Here is a 16,836-nt window from a genome sequence, read left to right on the forward strand (position 1 = left end):
TTTTACTTACTTGTTTCCCTTTCGTTCACAGCCGGAAGGGAAAATATCCAGGGTAAACTTCTGCTGCCCTCCCTGCTGAAAGGGACGGAGCGGCCAGAAGAGTAGATCGTCGAGGAGTTTGAATGCGTCGTTATGCAGTCTGGTTCACCACGTTTTTTCTGCTGTTTTCCCTGATCCCGCTGGCTCAGGCCCAACCTGGCTGGCAACCCGTTTCTGAAGCGATCCGTAAAAGCGAAAAAGATCCGCGCGACTACCAGGCGATCAAGCTGGATAACGGCATGACGGTGCTGCTGGTCTCCGATCCGCAGGCGACGAAATCGCTCTCTGCACTGACCCTTCCGGTGGGATCGTTAGAAAACCCGCGTAACCAGCAGGGGCTGGCTCACTATCTTGAGCATATGCTGCTGATGGGGTCTGAGCACTACCCTCAGCCCGATAATCTGGCGGAATACCTGAAAAAACATGGCGGCAGCCATAACGCCAGCACGGCCTCCTACCGAACCGCTTTTTATCTTGAAGTGGAAAATGCCGCGCTGGAGCCTGCTGTTGACCGGCTGGCTGATGCTATTGCGGCACCGCTGCTGGACCCGGTTAATGCAGATCGTGAACGTCACGCGGTGAATGCCGAGTTAACTATGGCTCGCTCACGCGACGGCCTGCGTATGGCTCAGGTCGGCGCGGAGACGCTTAACCCGGAGCACCCCAGCTCTCTCTTCTCGGGCGGCAACCTGGATACGCTGAAAGATAAGCCGGACAGTAAACTGCATGACGCCCTGACGGCATTTTATCAGCGCTACTATTCAGCCAACCTGATGAAGGCGGTGATCTACAGCAACAAACCCATGGCAGAGCTGCAAACTATTGCCGTCAAAACCTTTGGTCGTGTGAAAAATCGCAACGCCAGGGTACCGGATATAACAGTACCGGTGGTCACGGACAAACAGAAAGGCATCATTATTCACTATGTGCCGGCGCAGCCGCGTAAACAGCTGAAAATAGAATTTCGCATAGACAATAACAGCGACAAATTCCGCAGCAAAACTGACACGTTAATTAGCTACCTGATAGGTAACCGCAGTAAAAATACGCTTTCAGACTGGCTGCAAAATCAGGGGCTGGCTGATTCAGTGGATGCGGGCGCTGACCCGGTGGTTGATCGTAACGGTGGAGTCTTCTCTGTCTCAGTCTCTCTGACCGACAAAGGTCTGGCGAACCGGGACGAGGTGATTGCCGCGGTGTTCAGCTATCTCAACAAACTGCGTAGCGGTGGCATTGATAAAAGTTACTTTGATGAAGTGGCTAAGGTGCTGGATCTCGATTTCCGCTATCCGTCGATCACCCGTGACATGGACTACATCGAATGGCTGGCAGATACCATGTTGCGGGTGCCGGTTGCCGATGTCCTGGATGCGCCTTATATTGCCGATCGTTACGATCCCCAGGCCATTCAGGCCCGTCTGGAGGGAATGACACCGCAAAATGCGCGGATCTGGTATATCAGCCCCGATGAACCCCATAACAAAGTCGCCTATTTTGTGAACGCGCCCTATCAGGTAGACACCATTACGCCTGAGCATTTTGCAAAGTGGCAGGCAGCCAGCGACAAAATCACTTTGTCCCTGCCGGTGCTGAACCCTTACCTGCCGAGCGATTTCACCTTAATCAAGTCTGAACGCAAATACCCGCATCCTGAGGAAGTGGTTAATCAGTCTGGCCTGCGGGTGTTCTATATGCCCAGTCAGTTCTTTGCCAACGAACCCAAGGCCAGCATCACGCTGGCGTTACGGAATAAAGAGGCGATGAGTACCGCAAAAAATCAGGTCATGTACGGGCTGAATGATTACCTGGCTGGCCTGGCGCTGGATGAGCTTAATTCGCAGGCTTCTGTTGCCGGTATCGGCTTCTCTACGGGTGAGGATGACGGCGTGACCTTCAACGCCACTGGCTTTACCCAGCATCTGCCGGAGCTGATGGGTGCGCTGCTGAAAAGCTACGCCACCTACCAGCCGGATCAACAGCAGCTGGATCAGGCAAAGTCCTGGTATCTTGAGCGGCTGGCGGCAGCCGAGAAGGGTAAAGCATTTGAATTAGCAATTCAGCCAGCGCAGATGCTCTCGCAGCTGCCTTATACCCAGCGCAGCGAGCGCAGAGCGCTGGTTGCCGGAATTACGCTGGACGAGCTGAACGCCTACCGCAAAATGCTGCTGGAGAAGTCCACGCCGGAACTGATGGTGGTGGGCAATATGACGGAAGAGAGTGCTAAATCTCTGGCCAGCGATCTCAAAGCCCAGCTCAGTTGTGAAGGCGAGAGCTGGTGGCACAGCCAGTATCTGGTTATCGACAAGAAGACCTCAGCGAACCTTCAGCAGGCGGGAAGCAGCACCGATTCAGCGCTGGCCGCGCTCTATGTGCCGCTGGGTTATCCCGAGCATGAAAGTATTGCCAGCAGCGCCTTGCTCAGCCAAATCATTCAGCCGTGGTTCTATAACCAGCTGCGAACCGAAGAGCAACTGGGTTATGCCGTATTCTCTTTCCAGATGCCGGTAGGGCGTCAGTGGGGCATCGGTTTCCTGCTGCAAAGCAACGTGAAGCAGCCTGCTTACCTGCTGACCCGTTTCCAGGCGTTCTACCCTACGGCCGAGAAAAGATTGCGCGAAATGAGTAAAGAGGATTTTGCCCAGTATCAGATGGCAATGATTAACGAACTCAAACAGCGTCCTCAGACGCTGGATGAAGAAGCGGGCCGCTTCAGCAAAGATTTCAATCGCGAAAACTATCAGTTTGATACTCGTGAAAAAGTCATTGCGCAGATCCAGGCGCTGACGCCGGAAAAGCTGGCCACCTTCTTCCATAAAGCGGTGATTGAGCCGCAGGGGCTGACGTTACTGTCGCAAATTTCAGGCAGTCAGCACGATAAGGCGGACTATGCGAAGCCAGAGGGCTTTACCAACTGGCAGGAATTGTCCAGACTGCAACACTCTTTTCCGGTGAACAGCGATAAACCATGACACAGCTTGCCCAACGTCTTGATCCCCTGACGCTGCCTTTACAGGGCGAAAGGCTTATCGAGGCCTCGGCGGGGACGGGGAAGACCTTTACTATTGGCCTGCTTTATCTGCGTCTGTTGTTAGGGCTGGGGGGCGGCTCGGCCTACTCGCGCCCCCTGCCCGTAGAAGAAATTCTGGTTGTTACCTTTACCGAGGCGGCGACAGCAGAGCTGCGGGGCCGTATTCGGGAGAATATCCATGCCTTACGTATCGCCTGCATCAGGGGCGATACCTCCGACGGCATGCTGGCGCAGCTGCTGGAGCAGATCCCCAATCTGAATAAGGCGGCAGCCCTGTTGCTGGCGGCGGAGCGGCAGATGGATGATGCCGGGATTTTTACTATCCACGGCTTTTGCCAGCGGATGCTGAACCTTAATGCCTTTGAGTCCGGCATGCTGTTTGAACATCAGCTGATTGAGGATGAACTGCCGCTGCGCCGCCAGGCCATTGCTGATTTCTGGCGGCGTCACTGCTACCCCTTGCCGCTTCCCATTACTCGCGTGATGGCGCAACTGTGGCAGGGGCCGGAACAGCTTCTTAGCACGCTGTCGCCCTGGCTGAACGGTGAGGCGCTTTCGCTAAAGCATCCGCCTGATTTAGAAGAAACCTTCACTGAACGGCATGAGAAAATCATCGCCAGAATCGCCCAGCTTAAAGCTGCCTGGGTTGCTGCCGGTGATCTGCACGATCTGATAGCAAAGTCCGGTGTGGACAAGCGCAGCTACAGCAGTAAGCACTTACCTAACTGGCTGGAAAAGCTCTCGCAGTGGGCGGCTGAAGAGACGCAGGATTACAGCTTCCCGAAAGAGCTGGAGCGTTTTGGACAGCGCATACTGCTGGAGAAAACAAAAAAAGGTGAAGCCCCGTCTCATCCACTGTTTGATGAAATCGATCGCTTTCTGGCTGAACCGCTCTCCCTGCGCGAACTGGTTATTGCCCGCGCGCTGAGCGAAGTACGTTATGTGACGCAGAAAGAGAAGAAGCTGCGTGCGCTGCTGGGGTTTGACGATCTGCTAAGCAGGCTGGATAACGCGCTGCAACAGCCCGCTGGCGAAGCGCTGGCTCAGGCGATCCGCACGCGCTATCCGGTGGCGCTGATCGATGAATTTCAGGATACCGACCCTCAGCAGTATCGTATTTTCCGCACGATTTATGGCAAACAGCCCGATCATGCGCTGTTACTGATAGGTGACCCGAAACAGGCTATCTATGCGTTTCGCGGCGCTGACATTTTCACCTATATGAAAGCGCGCAGTGAAGTTAGCGCCCACTATACGCTTGAAACCAACTGGCGCTCCTCTCCCGCTATGGTTAACAGCGTTAATCGCCTGTTTTCTCAGCTGGAAAATCCTTTTCTGTTTGAAGATATTCCCTTTATTGCCGTACAGCCCGCAGGGGCAAACGCTGCGCTGAGTTTTACGCTGGAAGGTCAGGAGCAGCCCGCGCTGCGTTTCTGGCTGCAACCGGGGGATGGCGTAGGAGTGAGTGATTACCAGCAGTTTATGGCACGCCAGTGCGCTGCCGAGATTTGTCGCTGGCTGACCGCCGGCCAGCAGGGCAAGGCGCTGATTGGTAAAGCAGAGGAGCGCCGTCCGGTGCAGGCATCGGATATCACCATCCTGGTTCGCAGCCGGAACGAAGCTTCGGTAATGCGCGAAGCGCTGAACGGCCTGAACATCCCTTCCGTGTACCTTTCTAACCGTGACAGCGTATTCACCACCCCGGAAGCCCGTGAAATGCTCTGGCTGCTACAGGCAGTGCTGGCGCCAGAGCAGGAGCGGGTGCTGCGCAGCGCGCTGGCAACCAGTATATTTGGTCTGGACGCGCTGACGCTGGATTCCCTGAATCAGGATGAACGCGCCTGGGATGCGCTGGTGGATGAGTTTGACCGCTACCGTCAACGCTGGCTGAAGCGCGGCGTACTGCCAATGCTGCGCGATCTGATGGTCAACCGGCAGATAGCAGAGAATCTGCTGGCCTCGGAGAGCGGTGAACGGCGGCTGACGGATTTCCTGCATCTGGCAGAACTGTTACAGGAAGCCTCTGCTCAGTCAGACAGTGAACATGCGCTGGTTCGCTGGCTGGCTCAGGAGATCGCCCAGCCCAACGGGCAGTCCGCCAGCCAGCAGCTGCGGCTGGAGAGCGATCGTCATCTTGTGCAGATCGTCACTATCCATAAATCCAAGGGGCTGCAATATCCGCTGGTCTGGCTTCCTTTTGTCGCCAACTACCGCGAGGCAAGCCAGGGGATATACCATGACCGGCAGAATTTCCAGGCGTTGCTTGACCTGCGGGATGATGAAGAGAGCGTGGCGCTGGCCGAGCAGGAGCGGCTGGCGGAAGATTTGCGCCTGCTCTATGTGGCGCTGACGCGCTCTGTCTGGCATTGCAGCGTGGGTATTGCGCCCCTGGTTAAAGGAAATCGTAAGAAAGAGGGCGAAACCGACCTGCACCACAGTGCGCTGGGCTTTCTGGTGCAGAAAGGGGAAGCTGCGGATGCCAGCCAGCTGCTCAGCCATTTGCAGGCCTTACAAAATGAGACAACCGAGGTAGTGCTTGCCGGTGCGCCAGATAGCACGCCCTGGCAGGCGGAAAGAGATAGTGAGCAAACGCTCACCAGCCAGCAAATTACCCGCACGCTGCGCGACGAATGGCGGGTCACCAGCTATTCGGGACTTCAGCAGCATGGGCATGCCATCACCCTGGATCTGCTTCCCCGGCTGGATGTGGATGCGGCAGGTGAAAGCCAGCCGCAGCAGATGAGTGAACTGACGCCGCATACTTTTCCTCGTGGAGCCGCGCCAGGGACTTTCCTGCATGGCCTCTTTGAAGATCTGGACTTTACGCAGCCGATCGACAATGAGTGGTTAACAGAACAGCTGCTGGGGCAGGGCCACGATCTGGCCTGGCTGCCGGTGATGAAGCAGTGGCTGGAGCGCATTCTGCACACGCCTCTGGACGACTCTGGCGTCAGCCTCAGCCAGCTGCCAGCCGACAAAAAACAGGTCGAGTTAGAGTTCTACCTGCCTATCCAGCGTATGCTGACGGCTGAGGCGCTGGATAAGCTGATCCGCCGTTACGATCCCCTTTCGGCGGAGTGCCCTCCGCTGAATTTTCAGCAGGTTCAGGGTATGCTGAAGGGCTTTATCGACCTTGTCTTTGTCTGGCAGGGGAAATATTACCTGCTGGATTACAAATCTAACTGGCTGGGTACCTCTGCTGAAGATTACACCCCGCAGGCGATGGCTCAGGCGATGCAGTCGCATCGCTATGACTTGCAGTATCAGCTTTACTGCCTGGCTCTGCATCGCTATCTCCGCCACCGGCTGGCGGATTATAACTATCAGCACCATTTTGGCGGCGTGTTCTATCTCTTCCTGCGTGGGGTTGACGGCACGGCGAGTGAAAATGGCATTTACCGAACCCGTCCTGACGCCGCGTTTATTGCAGAACTGGACGCGCTGTTCGCAGGAAAAGAGCAGGAGAAGGCATGTCAGGGATAACCGAATTATTGCAGCAGGCCGCAGATCTGCGGCTGTTTCGCGCGCTGGATATTCAGTTTGCCTGCATGGTGGCAACCGATGACCAGCCAGGCCTGATGCTGGCTGCGGCCTGTGTCAGTGCTGAAGCAGGGGAAGGGCATGTCTGCCTGCCGCTGGCTCAGCTTACGGAACAGTTGCTGTTCGACGGACGGCAGCCAGAGCTTGCCCGTCAGCTCTGGCTGGCCGCCGGAGAGCCAGAGTGGCTGGAACTGCTCCCCGCTTGCGATGCGGTGGGCGATGGAACCACGGCAACGCCGCTGGTTTTACATCAGCAGCGGCTCTACCTGCACCGGATGTGGCAATCGGAAGGGCAGGTCGCCAGGTTTATCGTCAGTGAAACCGCCGTCAGGGCGTTTGAGCCGCTAAGCGTCAGGGCCGCGCTGGATAAACTCTTTGGTCAGCAGCCCGATGACTGGCAGAAAATTGCCGCCGCCGTGGCTATCACCCGGCAAATAGCGGTGATCTCCGGCGGGCCGGGCACCGGCAAAACCACTACCGTTGCTAAACTGCTGGCCACTTTGCTGGCGCTTGACGGTTCGTTACGGATCCGGCTGGCCGCGCCCACAGGCAAAGCGGCTGCCCGGCTCACCGAGTCGATGGGAAGAGCAATACAGCAGCTGGATGTCAGTGACGAAGAGAAACGGCGTTTTCCGGCGGAGGCCACCACGCTGCATCGGCTGTTAGGGGCGGTGCCAGGCAGCCAGCGCATGCGCTATCACAGCGGCAATCCTCTGCATCTGGATCTGCTGGTGGTGGATGAGGCTTCCATGGTTGACCTGCCGATGATGGCGAACCTTATTGCCGCCTTGCCCCCTCAGGCCAGAGTCATTTTTCTGGGTGACCGCGATCAGCTCGCTTCCGTAGAGGCGGGGGCGATACTGGGAGATATCTGCCGTTGTGCCGAGTCAGGATACAGTGCGCTCCGCGCAGATGAACTGGCGAACCTGACCGGATGTCATATTGAAGGTCAGCATGCGCTGGACGCGCCTGCGGTGCGCGACAGCATTTGTCTGCTGCGCAAAAGTTACCGTTTTGATGCGCAGTCAGGCATCGGGCAGCTGGCACTGGCGGTTAACGCCGGAGACACGCGCCAGGTTGAGCAGGTATTCTCAGGCGGGTTCGAAGATATTGCTCAATTCCCACTGAGCAGCAGCGAGGAATATCAGCAGCTGTTAACCGCCTGTGTGGAAGGCTATCGGGACTATCTCAAGTTGCAGGCAGAGGGGGGGGCGGCACAGGATGTCCTGGAAGCCTTCAGTCGTTTCCAGCTTTTGTGCGCGTTACGTGAAGGGCCATTTGGCGTGGCGGGACTGAACGAGCGCCTTGAAATGTCGCTGCAAAAAGCGGGGTTGATCCGCCGTACGCCCGGCTCTGCGGGTAAATGGTATGCTGGCCGCCCGGTCATGATTGCCCGCAATGACAGCGCTTTGGGGCTTTTTAATGGCGATATCGGCATCGCAATGTGGGATGAAGAGAGAAACTTAAAAGTCTTCTTTCCGCTGCCTGATGGCAGTATCAAGGCGGTTCAGCCCAGCCGTCTTCCACCCCATGACACCGCCTTCGCTATGACCGTGCATAAATCTCAGGGTTCTGAATTCGAGCATACCCTGCTGGTGCTGCCCACACAGTTTACGCCGGTGCTGACCCGCGAACTGGTGTATACCGCCATCACTCGCGCAAAAACGCGGCTGTCGCTCTATGCGAACTTCAGCGTGCTGAGTAGTGCAGTGAAAATGAGGACTTTACGGCGAAGCGGATTGGTTGAGCGGTTAGCAGAGACAAAATAACCGGAGCGTTTCCCGCCCCGGTTACCGGAACTTAGCTCAGCAGGCGCGCATGGCGCAGGTCGGCCATCAGCACTTTTGAACGGCGCTGATAGTTATACATCAGCTTTTTACTCTCCGGCAGCACTTCAATATCCACCGGCGTGAAGCCGCGCTCCTGGAACCAGTGAATACTGCGGGTGGTCAGCACAAAGAGTTTTTTCAACCCCATCTGACGCGCCTGTAGCGCCACGCGCTCCAGCAGCGCTTCCCCCCGCGATGAGCTGCGGTAATCCGGATGCACGGCCACGCAGGCCATTTCCCCTATCTCCTCTTCCGGGAAGGGGTAGAGCGCCGCACAACCAATGGTCAGGTTATCGCGCTCAATGATAGTGAACTTATCGATCTCCATCTCCAGCTGCTCACGCGAACGGCGAACCAGAATGCCCTGCTGCTCCAGCGGACGAATCAGTTCCAGGATGCCACCTATATCATTAATGGTCGCGCGACGGATCTGCTCGGCACTTTCCATCACAATCTGCGTACCGATGCCGTCACGGGAAAATAGCTCCTGTAACAGGGCGCCATCTTCCTGGTAGCTGATGAGGTGGCTGCGGCGCACCCCGCTGCGGCAGGCTTTCACTGCGCCGCGCAGGAAGCGCACGGTGCCCGATAAGTAATCGTCCCGCTGCTCCAGCTCTTCAATGCGCTGCTGGGCTTCTTTCGGGAACAGTTCAGAGATGATCTCCCCTTCGTTGTTGGTCACCCCCTGTTCTGAGCAGAAGCCAATCATCTTCTCAGCTTTTAATTTAACAGCCAGCTGCGTGGCGACCTCTTCCGAGGTGAGGTTAAAGCTCTCACCGGTGACCGAGACGGCAACAGGCCCCATCAATACAATGGCACCGCTGTCGAGCTGGCGATGGATCGCCTCTTCATCTATACGGCGGATACGGCCGCTGTGGCAGTAATCGACGCCATCATCCACGCCAAGCGGCTGAGCAATAATAAAGTTGCCGCTGACGACGTTGATATGTGCACCCTGCAACGGTGTGTTATTCAGGCTCATGGAGAGGCGGGCAGTGATATCCAGCTGAAGCCGCCCCGCAGCCTGCTTCACCAGCTCTAGCGCATGCGCATCGGTTACGCGGGTATGTTTGTGATAGAGAGGTTCCAGCTGATGTTCAGCCAGATTAGCGTCGATTTGCGGGCGGGCACCATAGACCACTACCAGCCGGATCCCCAGACTGTGCAGCAGGCCAATGTCGTTGACGATGCCAGAAAAGTTCTCATGCTCGATGGCTTCACCGCCCAGCATAATGACAAACGTTTTACCACGGTGGGCATTGATATAGGGGACGGTATGACGAAAACCCTGAACCAGCTCGGTACTCCGTTCCTTCACGGCAAACCCTCTATGAATTATTATTCGCTAAAAGTGTATTTTTATTCTTTTATCGTCCTGGCGCAAGGGGCAATTTTCTGCAGTTTTTCCTTTTTTCGTTTCAGCCATCATGCTAATACGCTGCATTTTATCGTTTTTTCTGGGTGACACTGCCAAAGGGATTCGATAAAGTTTTTGCCCCTGATAGTCATTTGGCTTTTTTTCAGACACACAACAGTTCTTCTTCTGGAGTCGCATGTCCGATTTACCCTCCCCTGGCCGACGCAGGTGGTTAAAAAGTGCAGGAGCCGTGCTTCTGCTGAGCGTCAGCAAAGTGGGACTGGCGGCCAGTAGTCATGTGGTGGCTATCCGCATCTGGCCCTCTTCCACCTATTCCCGCCTGACGCTGGAGTCGAACGGCCCGCTTAAATATAAGCAGTTTGCGCTCAGCCACCCTGAACGGGTGGTGATCGATATTGCCAATATCCGGCTCAACCACGCGCTAAAAGGGATCGGTAACCTGGTCCGCCGTGACGATCCCTATATCAAAAATGCACGGGTAGGGCAGTTTAATGCTAATACCGTCCGGCTGGTGCTGGAGCTTAAGCAGAACGTAAGCCCTCGCATATTCACGCTGGATCCTGTGGCAGGCATCAAAAACCGCCTGGTGCTTGACCTCTATCCCGCTAAAGGAAGCAGCTACGATCACGCAGACGATCCGCTGCTGGCCTTGCTACAGGACTACAACAAAGGCAATCTTGAAAAAACAGAGCCGGCAGCCGCCCCTTTACCGGGTAAAGCGGGCCGCGACCGGCCCATTGTGATCATGCTGGACCCCGGCCACGGGGGCGAAGATTCCGGCGCCATAGGCAAGCATAAAACGCGTGAAAAGGACATCGTGCTGAAGATTGCGCGGCGGCTGAAGTCATTAATCGACAAGCAGCCCAACATGCGTGCCTATATGACGCGCAATGAAGATGTGTTTATCCCGCTGAAAGTCAGGGTTGCCAAAGCGCGTAAGCAGCGTGCTGACCTGTTTGTCTCTATCCACGCAGATGCATTTACCAGCCGTGCAGCGCGGGGATCTTCAGTTTTTGCGCTCTCCACCAAAGGTGCAACCAGCACGGCAGCCCGTTTTCTGGCTCAGACTCAGAACGAATCAGATTTGATTGGCGGCGTCAGCATGAGCGGGGACCGTTATCTCGACCATACCATGTTTGATATGGTGCAGAGTCTGACAATCAATGACAGCCTGAAATTCGGTAAAGAGGTGCTGACCCGAATGGGCAGGGTGAATCATCTGCATAAAAAAACGGTGGATCAGGCGGGGTTTGCGGTACTGAAAGCGCCCGATATTCCCTCAATCCTGGTAGAGACAGCATTTATCAGCAATCTGGAAGAGGAGCGTAAGCTGCGGACCACCCGCTTTCAGCATCAGGTAGCTGATGCCATTCTGGCAGGCATTAAGGCCTATTTTGCCAGTGGCGCGTCGCTGGCCCCGGTAAAGTAGCCTGACCGGCAGGGCGAAGGCAGATTCGTCCTGCCGGTCAGCCGCCGCGCAAACTTCAGCATCCCACGAGTGGCAGAGTAAATTCGATAATAGGAAGCGACAAATAATATCAACAGCATGATCTTTTTGATAAAAATAAAATCGAAAAACAATCCTATACACACCACTATACACATTGACGGGTGGGTTCATTTTTTATACGAATTGAAGAGCAGGGAAAAACTTTTTTGAAAAACTGTTCATACTGTTCGCTAAGAAATTTTATCTTTATTATTCAGTTTTTTGAACGGTGAACGGCTGGTGAACAGTGAACACTTTATTGTTCACTTTTACTATTTTGCACGTAAAAAAAGACCGGCGATTGCCCGTTTGGGTAGATTATTTCACTATGGGATCATCACATTTCGGCAACCAGTCGGCGTTGCTTTCTTCTCGTAGCGCGAGATTGGTTTGTATGTCCTGATTTTTTCGGCGTTTCTTATAACTCAGCCCGTGCACTTTCAGCATGGCTGGCAACCCCTTACCGAACATGGTGAGGCTCAGGGTATTCCTATAGCCGTGGGCCTCCATATACGCCAGATAGGCATGATACAGACGCGGCTGACGCGGTATGATGTTGGCATTGCCTATATACATACCGTCAGGCTCTGGCAGTGCTTCAAGATAACCACAAAAATTAAAAGGTCGGGTCAGCGTCGCGTTTGATACTGAGCGCCTCGTCGGAATTCTGCTGTGACTGGAGCAGGGCGCGGACGGTCATTGGGTTGCTGAACTTTTGCATAAGCTGACGCACAATCACGGCCAGCTCGCGGGCGATTTTGTTCTTGAGCTGCGGGTCGCGTTTTTCCGGGGCAATCTGTTCAGGGAAATGCAGAATCACCCGGCGAGGGGAAACACCGCCGCTGTGGTCGGTAAATCGAATTGGGTTATTGTTAACGGTCAGAATAAGAGCCGGAATATGGGTGGAGAACGCATCCTTGTATTTCGGGTCAACGTAGTCCGCATCCCCGCCGGTGATGGCCTTGAGTCCTGCCCCGCCACCGCTACATTCTCTCGCATGAGGAAGTGCAGCGCATCAGCATCCGTAACCGGCTGCATGATTTTATGCAGCAGAACGGCGCACAGCTGGCCGCCGCATTGGCACCAGAACTGATGGGGATTAAGAACCAGCCCGCGATGATTAAAAACCGTGCGCTTGACCGCTCGATGACCTATATACTTGAAGCCCTTTCCGTCTGGCTGGCCGCAGGAAATGAAGTTAATTATTCTGCACAGGACAAGGAGATTTTAACGGCCATCGGATACAGGCCTGACGCTCCTTCGCGGGATGATAATCGTGAAAAATTCACCCCTTCACAGAACATGATTTACACCCGTCGACGCGCCGAAGTGGCCGTGTAGTAGCCTGTCAAAAAAAACGTAAATCCCGCTATTTTTAACGAAATAAGCCATGCATCCATAAGATACATAGTTTTGCATGCTTTTCCCCGCTTCTGCACTCCCTGCCAGCGGCAGTCGCGGCGCGGCCTGAGTCCACCTTTGCACCTGCATTAAAAGCGCCCCTTAAGCGGACAGGCGTGGCGGGGAGAGCATTGCGCGCTAGCACTAAGATAGAATTTAATTTTCTCTTTTTAAAGCTCGTTATGAGATCTCAAAATTCTTAGTAATATTCTCTATTTTACTAAGAGCAGGTAAATAATCTTCCATGCCTTTTTTCACAACCAAGAATCTCAAAACATCCTCATATGCAAGAGCTTCTGTTGCATATTTATACTTACTAAATTGACCCATTGCACTTTCAGCTTCTTTAGCAAGTGATGAATCAGGCGGTGTGATCCCAGACGCCATTAAAAACAACCCAAGCCGTAATTTTTTATTAGGGTTCAGTTTTGATAATGGAATTGATCTAACATATTCAACAATTATTTTTTTTACTGGAGTGTTAGCAATAATATGCAACTCATATATAATGGTTTCTACAGAGCGAGCTTTATCATCATCTTTCATGCTTGATAATTTCATCACTAATGCTTTTGCCATATCTTTATCTTTATACGTTATTTTTAATTCTTTAGCGACCAAAAAGATATTTTGTACGCCTTTAGTTATAAACGCTATTCTTTCAGAGCTATTTGTTCTCCCCTCAGCCAGCTTAGCAACTATTAAGATAACCACTTTTTCTACAAAATCCTTATTATAATCTAATAAGAGCCTATTAAAACCTAAAGTAATGAAATTTTCTATAGCCTCAATTAGCTGGATAGAGTTAGCACTATGGCTTAGCAACTTCATAACCATGTCGTAAACAATACTTTTATGGTTTTCAATTTCTTTTGAATTTGAAATTAAAAACAACAGTTTAACTATATAATCATCACTCTTACTGTAGAATTTATTGTCAGTAATATACGACTCAATTAAATTTATAAAAACACGATCTACTAACCATCGGGCATCATCATCACACACATCTAATGATAAATAACTTTTGCTTCTGGGGTTTTTAAAGTACTCACGTAGTTTTTTTATTTCAATATATTTTATGCAAGAAAATAACTCTTCCTTTTTCAAAGTTATACTGTCTTCTTTCTTTTGCTTAGTGATAATTATCTGGATGAATTTATTAATGGCATATCGAAACTCTTTATATACATCAATCAAGAATCCATTCTTCATTACAAAATTAACTAAATTCATATGCAAAAATTCAGGTTTAAATTCTTCTGAATCCCAAGAGAACAAGTTATTGCTATTTTTCCTATCATTGGCTTTTACCAGAAGTGAGTCGATAGTATAATTAAAATTAAATAGATAATTGAAATTAACTAACTCTAAAACCATCGATACTGAACGCCTTATTTTCCTAGGGAATCCTTCAAAAATCTCAAGAATATTATTTAACTCGATGTCATTATATTTATCATTCGTCGAAAAACCATACTTCAATTGATGTAAGATAACATTTTGGTTGAAGAGGGTAAGCAGAAGTGATGCATAATTTTTAAGTTTTAGATCATAAGATATAAGATCTTCTGATGCCATGTATGCTAATTCATTGTGTCCATTCTGATAAAATACATACGGATCAATGCGGTCATAAGTTAAGTTAATTGATGACCTACCTTTTCTAGTATAATCAAATTCCTTCTCATAATTAAAATCAAAATGAATATTATTTAATTCAGTATTATTGTCTTCACTAAATACTACAGCATTTTCTTTCTTTTCATCTATTATTATCCCACTTATATCGGCCTTTTTTAATATATTAAAAATAGGCTCTAACTTATTAGTAATGAATTTATTTTCTTTTTCGTCATTATTTTTTACAACCATCACAAATTGTGAGTAAATACTTCTCAAGCTTTCATTAAAGTCAATAGTTACTTCGTTATTATAAAAAAACAAAAATGCGCGAGGTTTACCATCCGTGTTGATATAAACCAAACCACAATTAGTCAAACTTTTAACCACCTGCTCTGCAAGTATCCCTTGAAGTGTATTTAAGGGTAATAGTCTATTATGAACTTGCTTAATAATATTATTAGGCGAAACATTGGAGATATTTTTGTTTTTAATTAACAGCAAAAAATTATATAGCTGATTTGTGTAGTGATTGTTGAAGTGATCTACCGCAGATTTATCATCTAATACTATGGTTGTAATTCCATGACTTAGCAAATATTTAGATTGAGCAGGATCTGCTTTGAAAACCACCAAAAACATTGGCGGCCTAATATTTGAATGGTTCTGAGTCCATTTGATAATTTGCTTGATATCAAAATCATTATAAGAGTACCCAAGGAACAAAACAGTATGTGTTGATAATATGCTCTTAATATAATTTGAAATTAATGGGAAATTAAACTCATACTTTATATAGTCATCTTCTTTGAACACAATATTATGATTTGAGAAATCTCCGTGCATTTTAATTAGTTTCTTATCTAAACTAGATTTCATTAAATCTTTATCGCTTGCGACTAAACCATAAATATAAGCATTATCACGAATAACGCTTTCAAGTATACAATCCCAATTTGTTGTTATGACAACATGAGGATTAACTTCAAAAATAAGCTTGTGTATTTTTGAAGGAGGTATATCTACAGGAAAAAATGACTTTATTTTTTTATAATACAGGTGTTCTCCAAACTCTAAAAAATATAACTGCGCAACTTTTAGGTAGTCAACTTCATAATCAATATTTAACTCTAATTTTAATTCTTCAATTAGATCTCCCCAGCCAGGTAATTTAATTGTTTCATTTTCAGACGATTTTGAAACGCCAGCACCAACAAATATTGCAAGTGAATCTTCATCAATAGCATTTAAGATAGTATCGATGTGTTTATTGTTTATGCTCATTCTAGATCCCATAAATAGTCGGAATACCATTGCAACATGTTTGCACGCTTTTCAATATATAAAGCGTGATTGTATGTTCCACGTATACTGTTCTTATCAACGTGCGCTAATTGGGTTTCAATCCATATTGAATCAAAACCTTTTTCATGTAGCAACGCGGACATCATATGTCTAATCCATGCCCTGTTAGCTTTCCATCATATCCTAAACGTTTGATAGTTTGGTTGATGCTTGCTTCACCCATAAGTTTGTTCGGATCGTTACGTCTTGTAAAAACATAATGATAGTTCCCTGTCATGATCTTGAGTTCATTGAGTAAATCTAACGCCTGAGATGATAATGGCACAAGATGTGGCCTACGCATTTTATCCTTTCTGCGGGAATTTCCCAGATTGCGCTATCTAGATCAAATTCCGACCATAATGCAGCACGTAACTCAATGGTTCCTACACCCGTAATCATCAGTAATTTCGTAGCAATCTGAACAAGCCTACTCCCTGTATAACTGTCTAAAGCACGCAGAAAATTGGGTATCTCATCAGCTTTTAGGAAAGGGAAATGATTGGATTGATGTACTTCAAGAGCACTGGAGAAATCTACCGCAGGATAAAATTTAGCCCTTCCTGTAGCTATCGCGTAACGAAAAACCTCTGAACAACGCTGCCGTACTTTGCGCATTTTCTCTAACGCATCACGCTTCTCAATTTTACGCAGAACATTAAGCAGTTCTGGAGATTTTATTTCGCAGATGGGTCTTTTCCCTACATAAGGGAAAATGTCGTTCTGAAACGCCTCCATGATGTCTGGGGCATAAACTTCTGACCATTTGGTAGACTTCATTTGATGGCATTCTGTGGCTATCTTTTCAAACGCGCTTTCGGATTCCGTTTGCAAGCAATCTTCTGCTATTTTCTAACCTAATTCGGATTCTTTCCTTACACGACCAGTTTTCGGGCATCGTCACGACGAGAACGAGCATCGGCAAGTGTGATCGGTGGATAAACATCAAGCGGGATCATTTTGGGTTTACCGGCAAAACGATAGCGGAACCTCCAGCTCTTGCTTCCATTAGGTTCTATAAACAATGATAGTCCTTGCTCATCTCCAAGTGTATAGGCTTTAGCTTCAGGTTTAGCGCGGCGAATTTGCATATGGTTTAAAGGCAGGTGTATAGGAATCAAGACCGAACAGGAGCATATACACATTCAGTACCGGATTCTACTGG

The 16,836-nt window shown here is 50.0% G+C and carries 7 protein-coding genes and 3 pseudogenes; 5 read left to right on the forward strand and 5 right to left on the reverse strand.

The window, feature by feature from the left end; translation table 11 throughout:
- Positions 1-122: 122 nt before the first annotated feature.
- From ptrA to recD, 3 genes are read left to right on the forward strand one after another with little or no spacing between them, the layout of a single operon-like run.
- The gene (gene ptrA / locus AAH450_RS18285) at positions 123-3,008 is read left to right on the forward strand and encodes a pitrilysin (RefSeq protein ID WP_342911491.1); all 2,886 of its coding nucleotides are present in this window, start codon (positions 123-125) and stop codon (positions 3,006-3,008) included.
- Positions 3,005-6,550, forward strand: a complete 3,546-nt coding sequence (recB, locus tag AAH450_RS18290) for an exodeoxyribonuclease V subunit beta (RefSeq protein WP_342911492.1) — start codon at positions 3,005-3,007, stop codon at positions 6,548-6,550. Before ptrA ends, recB begins: the two co-directional genes overlap by 4 nt.
- A complete protein-coding gene (gene recD / locus AAH450_RS18295; RefSeq protein ID WP_342911493.1) occupies positions 6,538-8,376 on the forward strand; it encodes an exodeoxyribonuclease V subunit alpha in 1,839 nt (612 codons plus the stop codon). Before recB ends, recD begins: the two co-directional genes overlap by 13 nt.
- A gap of 31 nt (positions 8,377-8,407) precedes the next feature.
- Here the strand turns inward: recD and argA are convergent, their stop codons facing one another.
- Positions 8,408-9,754 carry an amino-acid N-acetyltransferase gene (gene argA, locus AAH450_RS18300; RefSeq protein WP_342911494.1) on the reverse strand — a complete coding sequence of 449 codons (1,347 nt, stop codon included), beginning with the start codon at positions 9,752-9,754 and terminating at the stop codon, positions 8,408-8,410.
- Between the two features lie 27 nt (positions 9,755-9,781).
- Positions 9,782-9,964 carry a hypothetical protein gene (locus AAH450_RS18305; protein ID WP_342911495.1) on the reverse strand — a complete coding sequence of 61 codons (183 nt, stop codon included), beginning with the start codon at positions 9,962-9,964 and terminating at the stop codon, positions 9,782-9,784.
- Between the two features lie 25 nt (positions 9,965-9,989).
- On the opposite strand from AAH450_RS18305, the gene amiC reads away from it, so the two are divergent.
- On the forward strand, positions 9,990-11,243 hold the full coding sequence (amiC, locus tag AAH450_RS18310) for an N-acetylmuramoyl-L-alanine amidase AmiC (protein ID WP_342911496.1): 1,254 nt from the start codon (positions 9,990-9,992) through the stop codon (positions 11,241-11,243).
- 378 nt (positions 11,244-11,621) lie between these two features.
- Here amiC and AAH450_RS18315 read toward each other — a convergent pair.
- Positions 11,622-12,288 (reverse strand): annotated as a pseudogene (locus AAH450_RS18315) (primase-like DNA-binding domain-containing protein); the annotation flags it as partial.
- On the opposite strand from AAH450_RS18315, the pseudogene AAH450_RS18320 reads away from it, so the two are divergent.
- Positions 12,285-12,644, forward strand: a pseudogene (locus tag AAH450_RS18320) (phage polarity suppression protein); the annotation flags it as partial. The pseudogenes AAH450_RS18315 and AAH450_RS18320 overlap by 4 nt on opposite strands.
- 240 nt (positions 12,645-12,884) lie before the next feature.
- Here the strand turns inward: AAH450_RS18320 and AAH450_RS18325 are convergent.
- Together AAH450_RS18325 and AAH450_RS18330 are read right to left on the reverse strand one after the other, a co-directional pair.
- Positions 12,885-15,611 (reverse strand): SIR2 family protein, encoded by a 2,727-nt coding sequence (locus AAH450_RS18325; protein ID WP_342911497.1) that lies wholly within the window; start codon positions 15,609-15,611, stop codon positions 12,885-12,887.
- A pseudogene (locus AAH450_RS18330) lies at positions 15,608-16,777 on the reverse strand (tyrosine-type recombinase/integrase). Before AAH450_RS18330 ends, AAH450_RS18325 begins: the two are co-directional and overlap by 4 nt.
- Positions 16,778-16,836: the final 59 nt, after the last annotated feature.

The organism is Erwinia magellanica (assembly GCF_039023495.1).
In the GTDB taxonomy this organism is placed as follows: domain Bacteria; phylum Pseudomonadota; class Gammaproteobacteria; order Enterobacterales; family Enterobacteriaceae; genus Erwinia.

Coding starts and splice junctions, on each gene's coding strand:
- AAH450_RS18325 (WP_342911497.1), bottom strand. CDS start 15,611: ATGAGCATAAACAATAAACACATCGATACTATCTTAAATGCTATTGAT.
- ptrA (WP_342911491.1), top strand. CDS start 123: ATGCGTCGTTATGCAGTCTGGTTCACCACGTTTTTTCTGCTGTTTTCC.
- recD (WP_342911493.1), top strand. CDS start 6,538: ATGTCAGGGATAACCGAATTATTGCAGCAGGCCGCAGATCTGCGGCTG.
- recB (WP_342911492.1), top strand. CDS start 3,005: ATGACACAGCTTGCCCAACGTCTTGATCCCCTGACGCTGCCTTTACAG.
- amiC (WP_342911496.1), top strand. CDS start 9,990: ATGTCCGATTTACCCTCCCCTGGCCGACGCAGGTGGTTAAAAAGTGCA.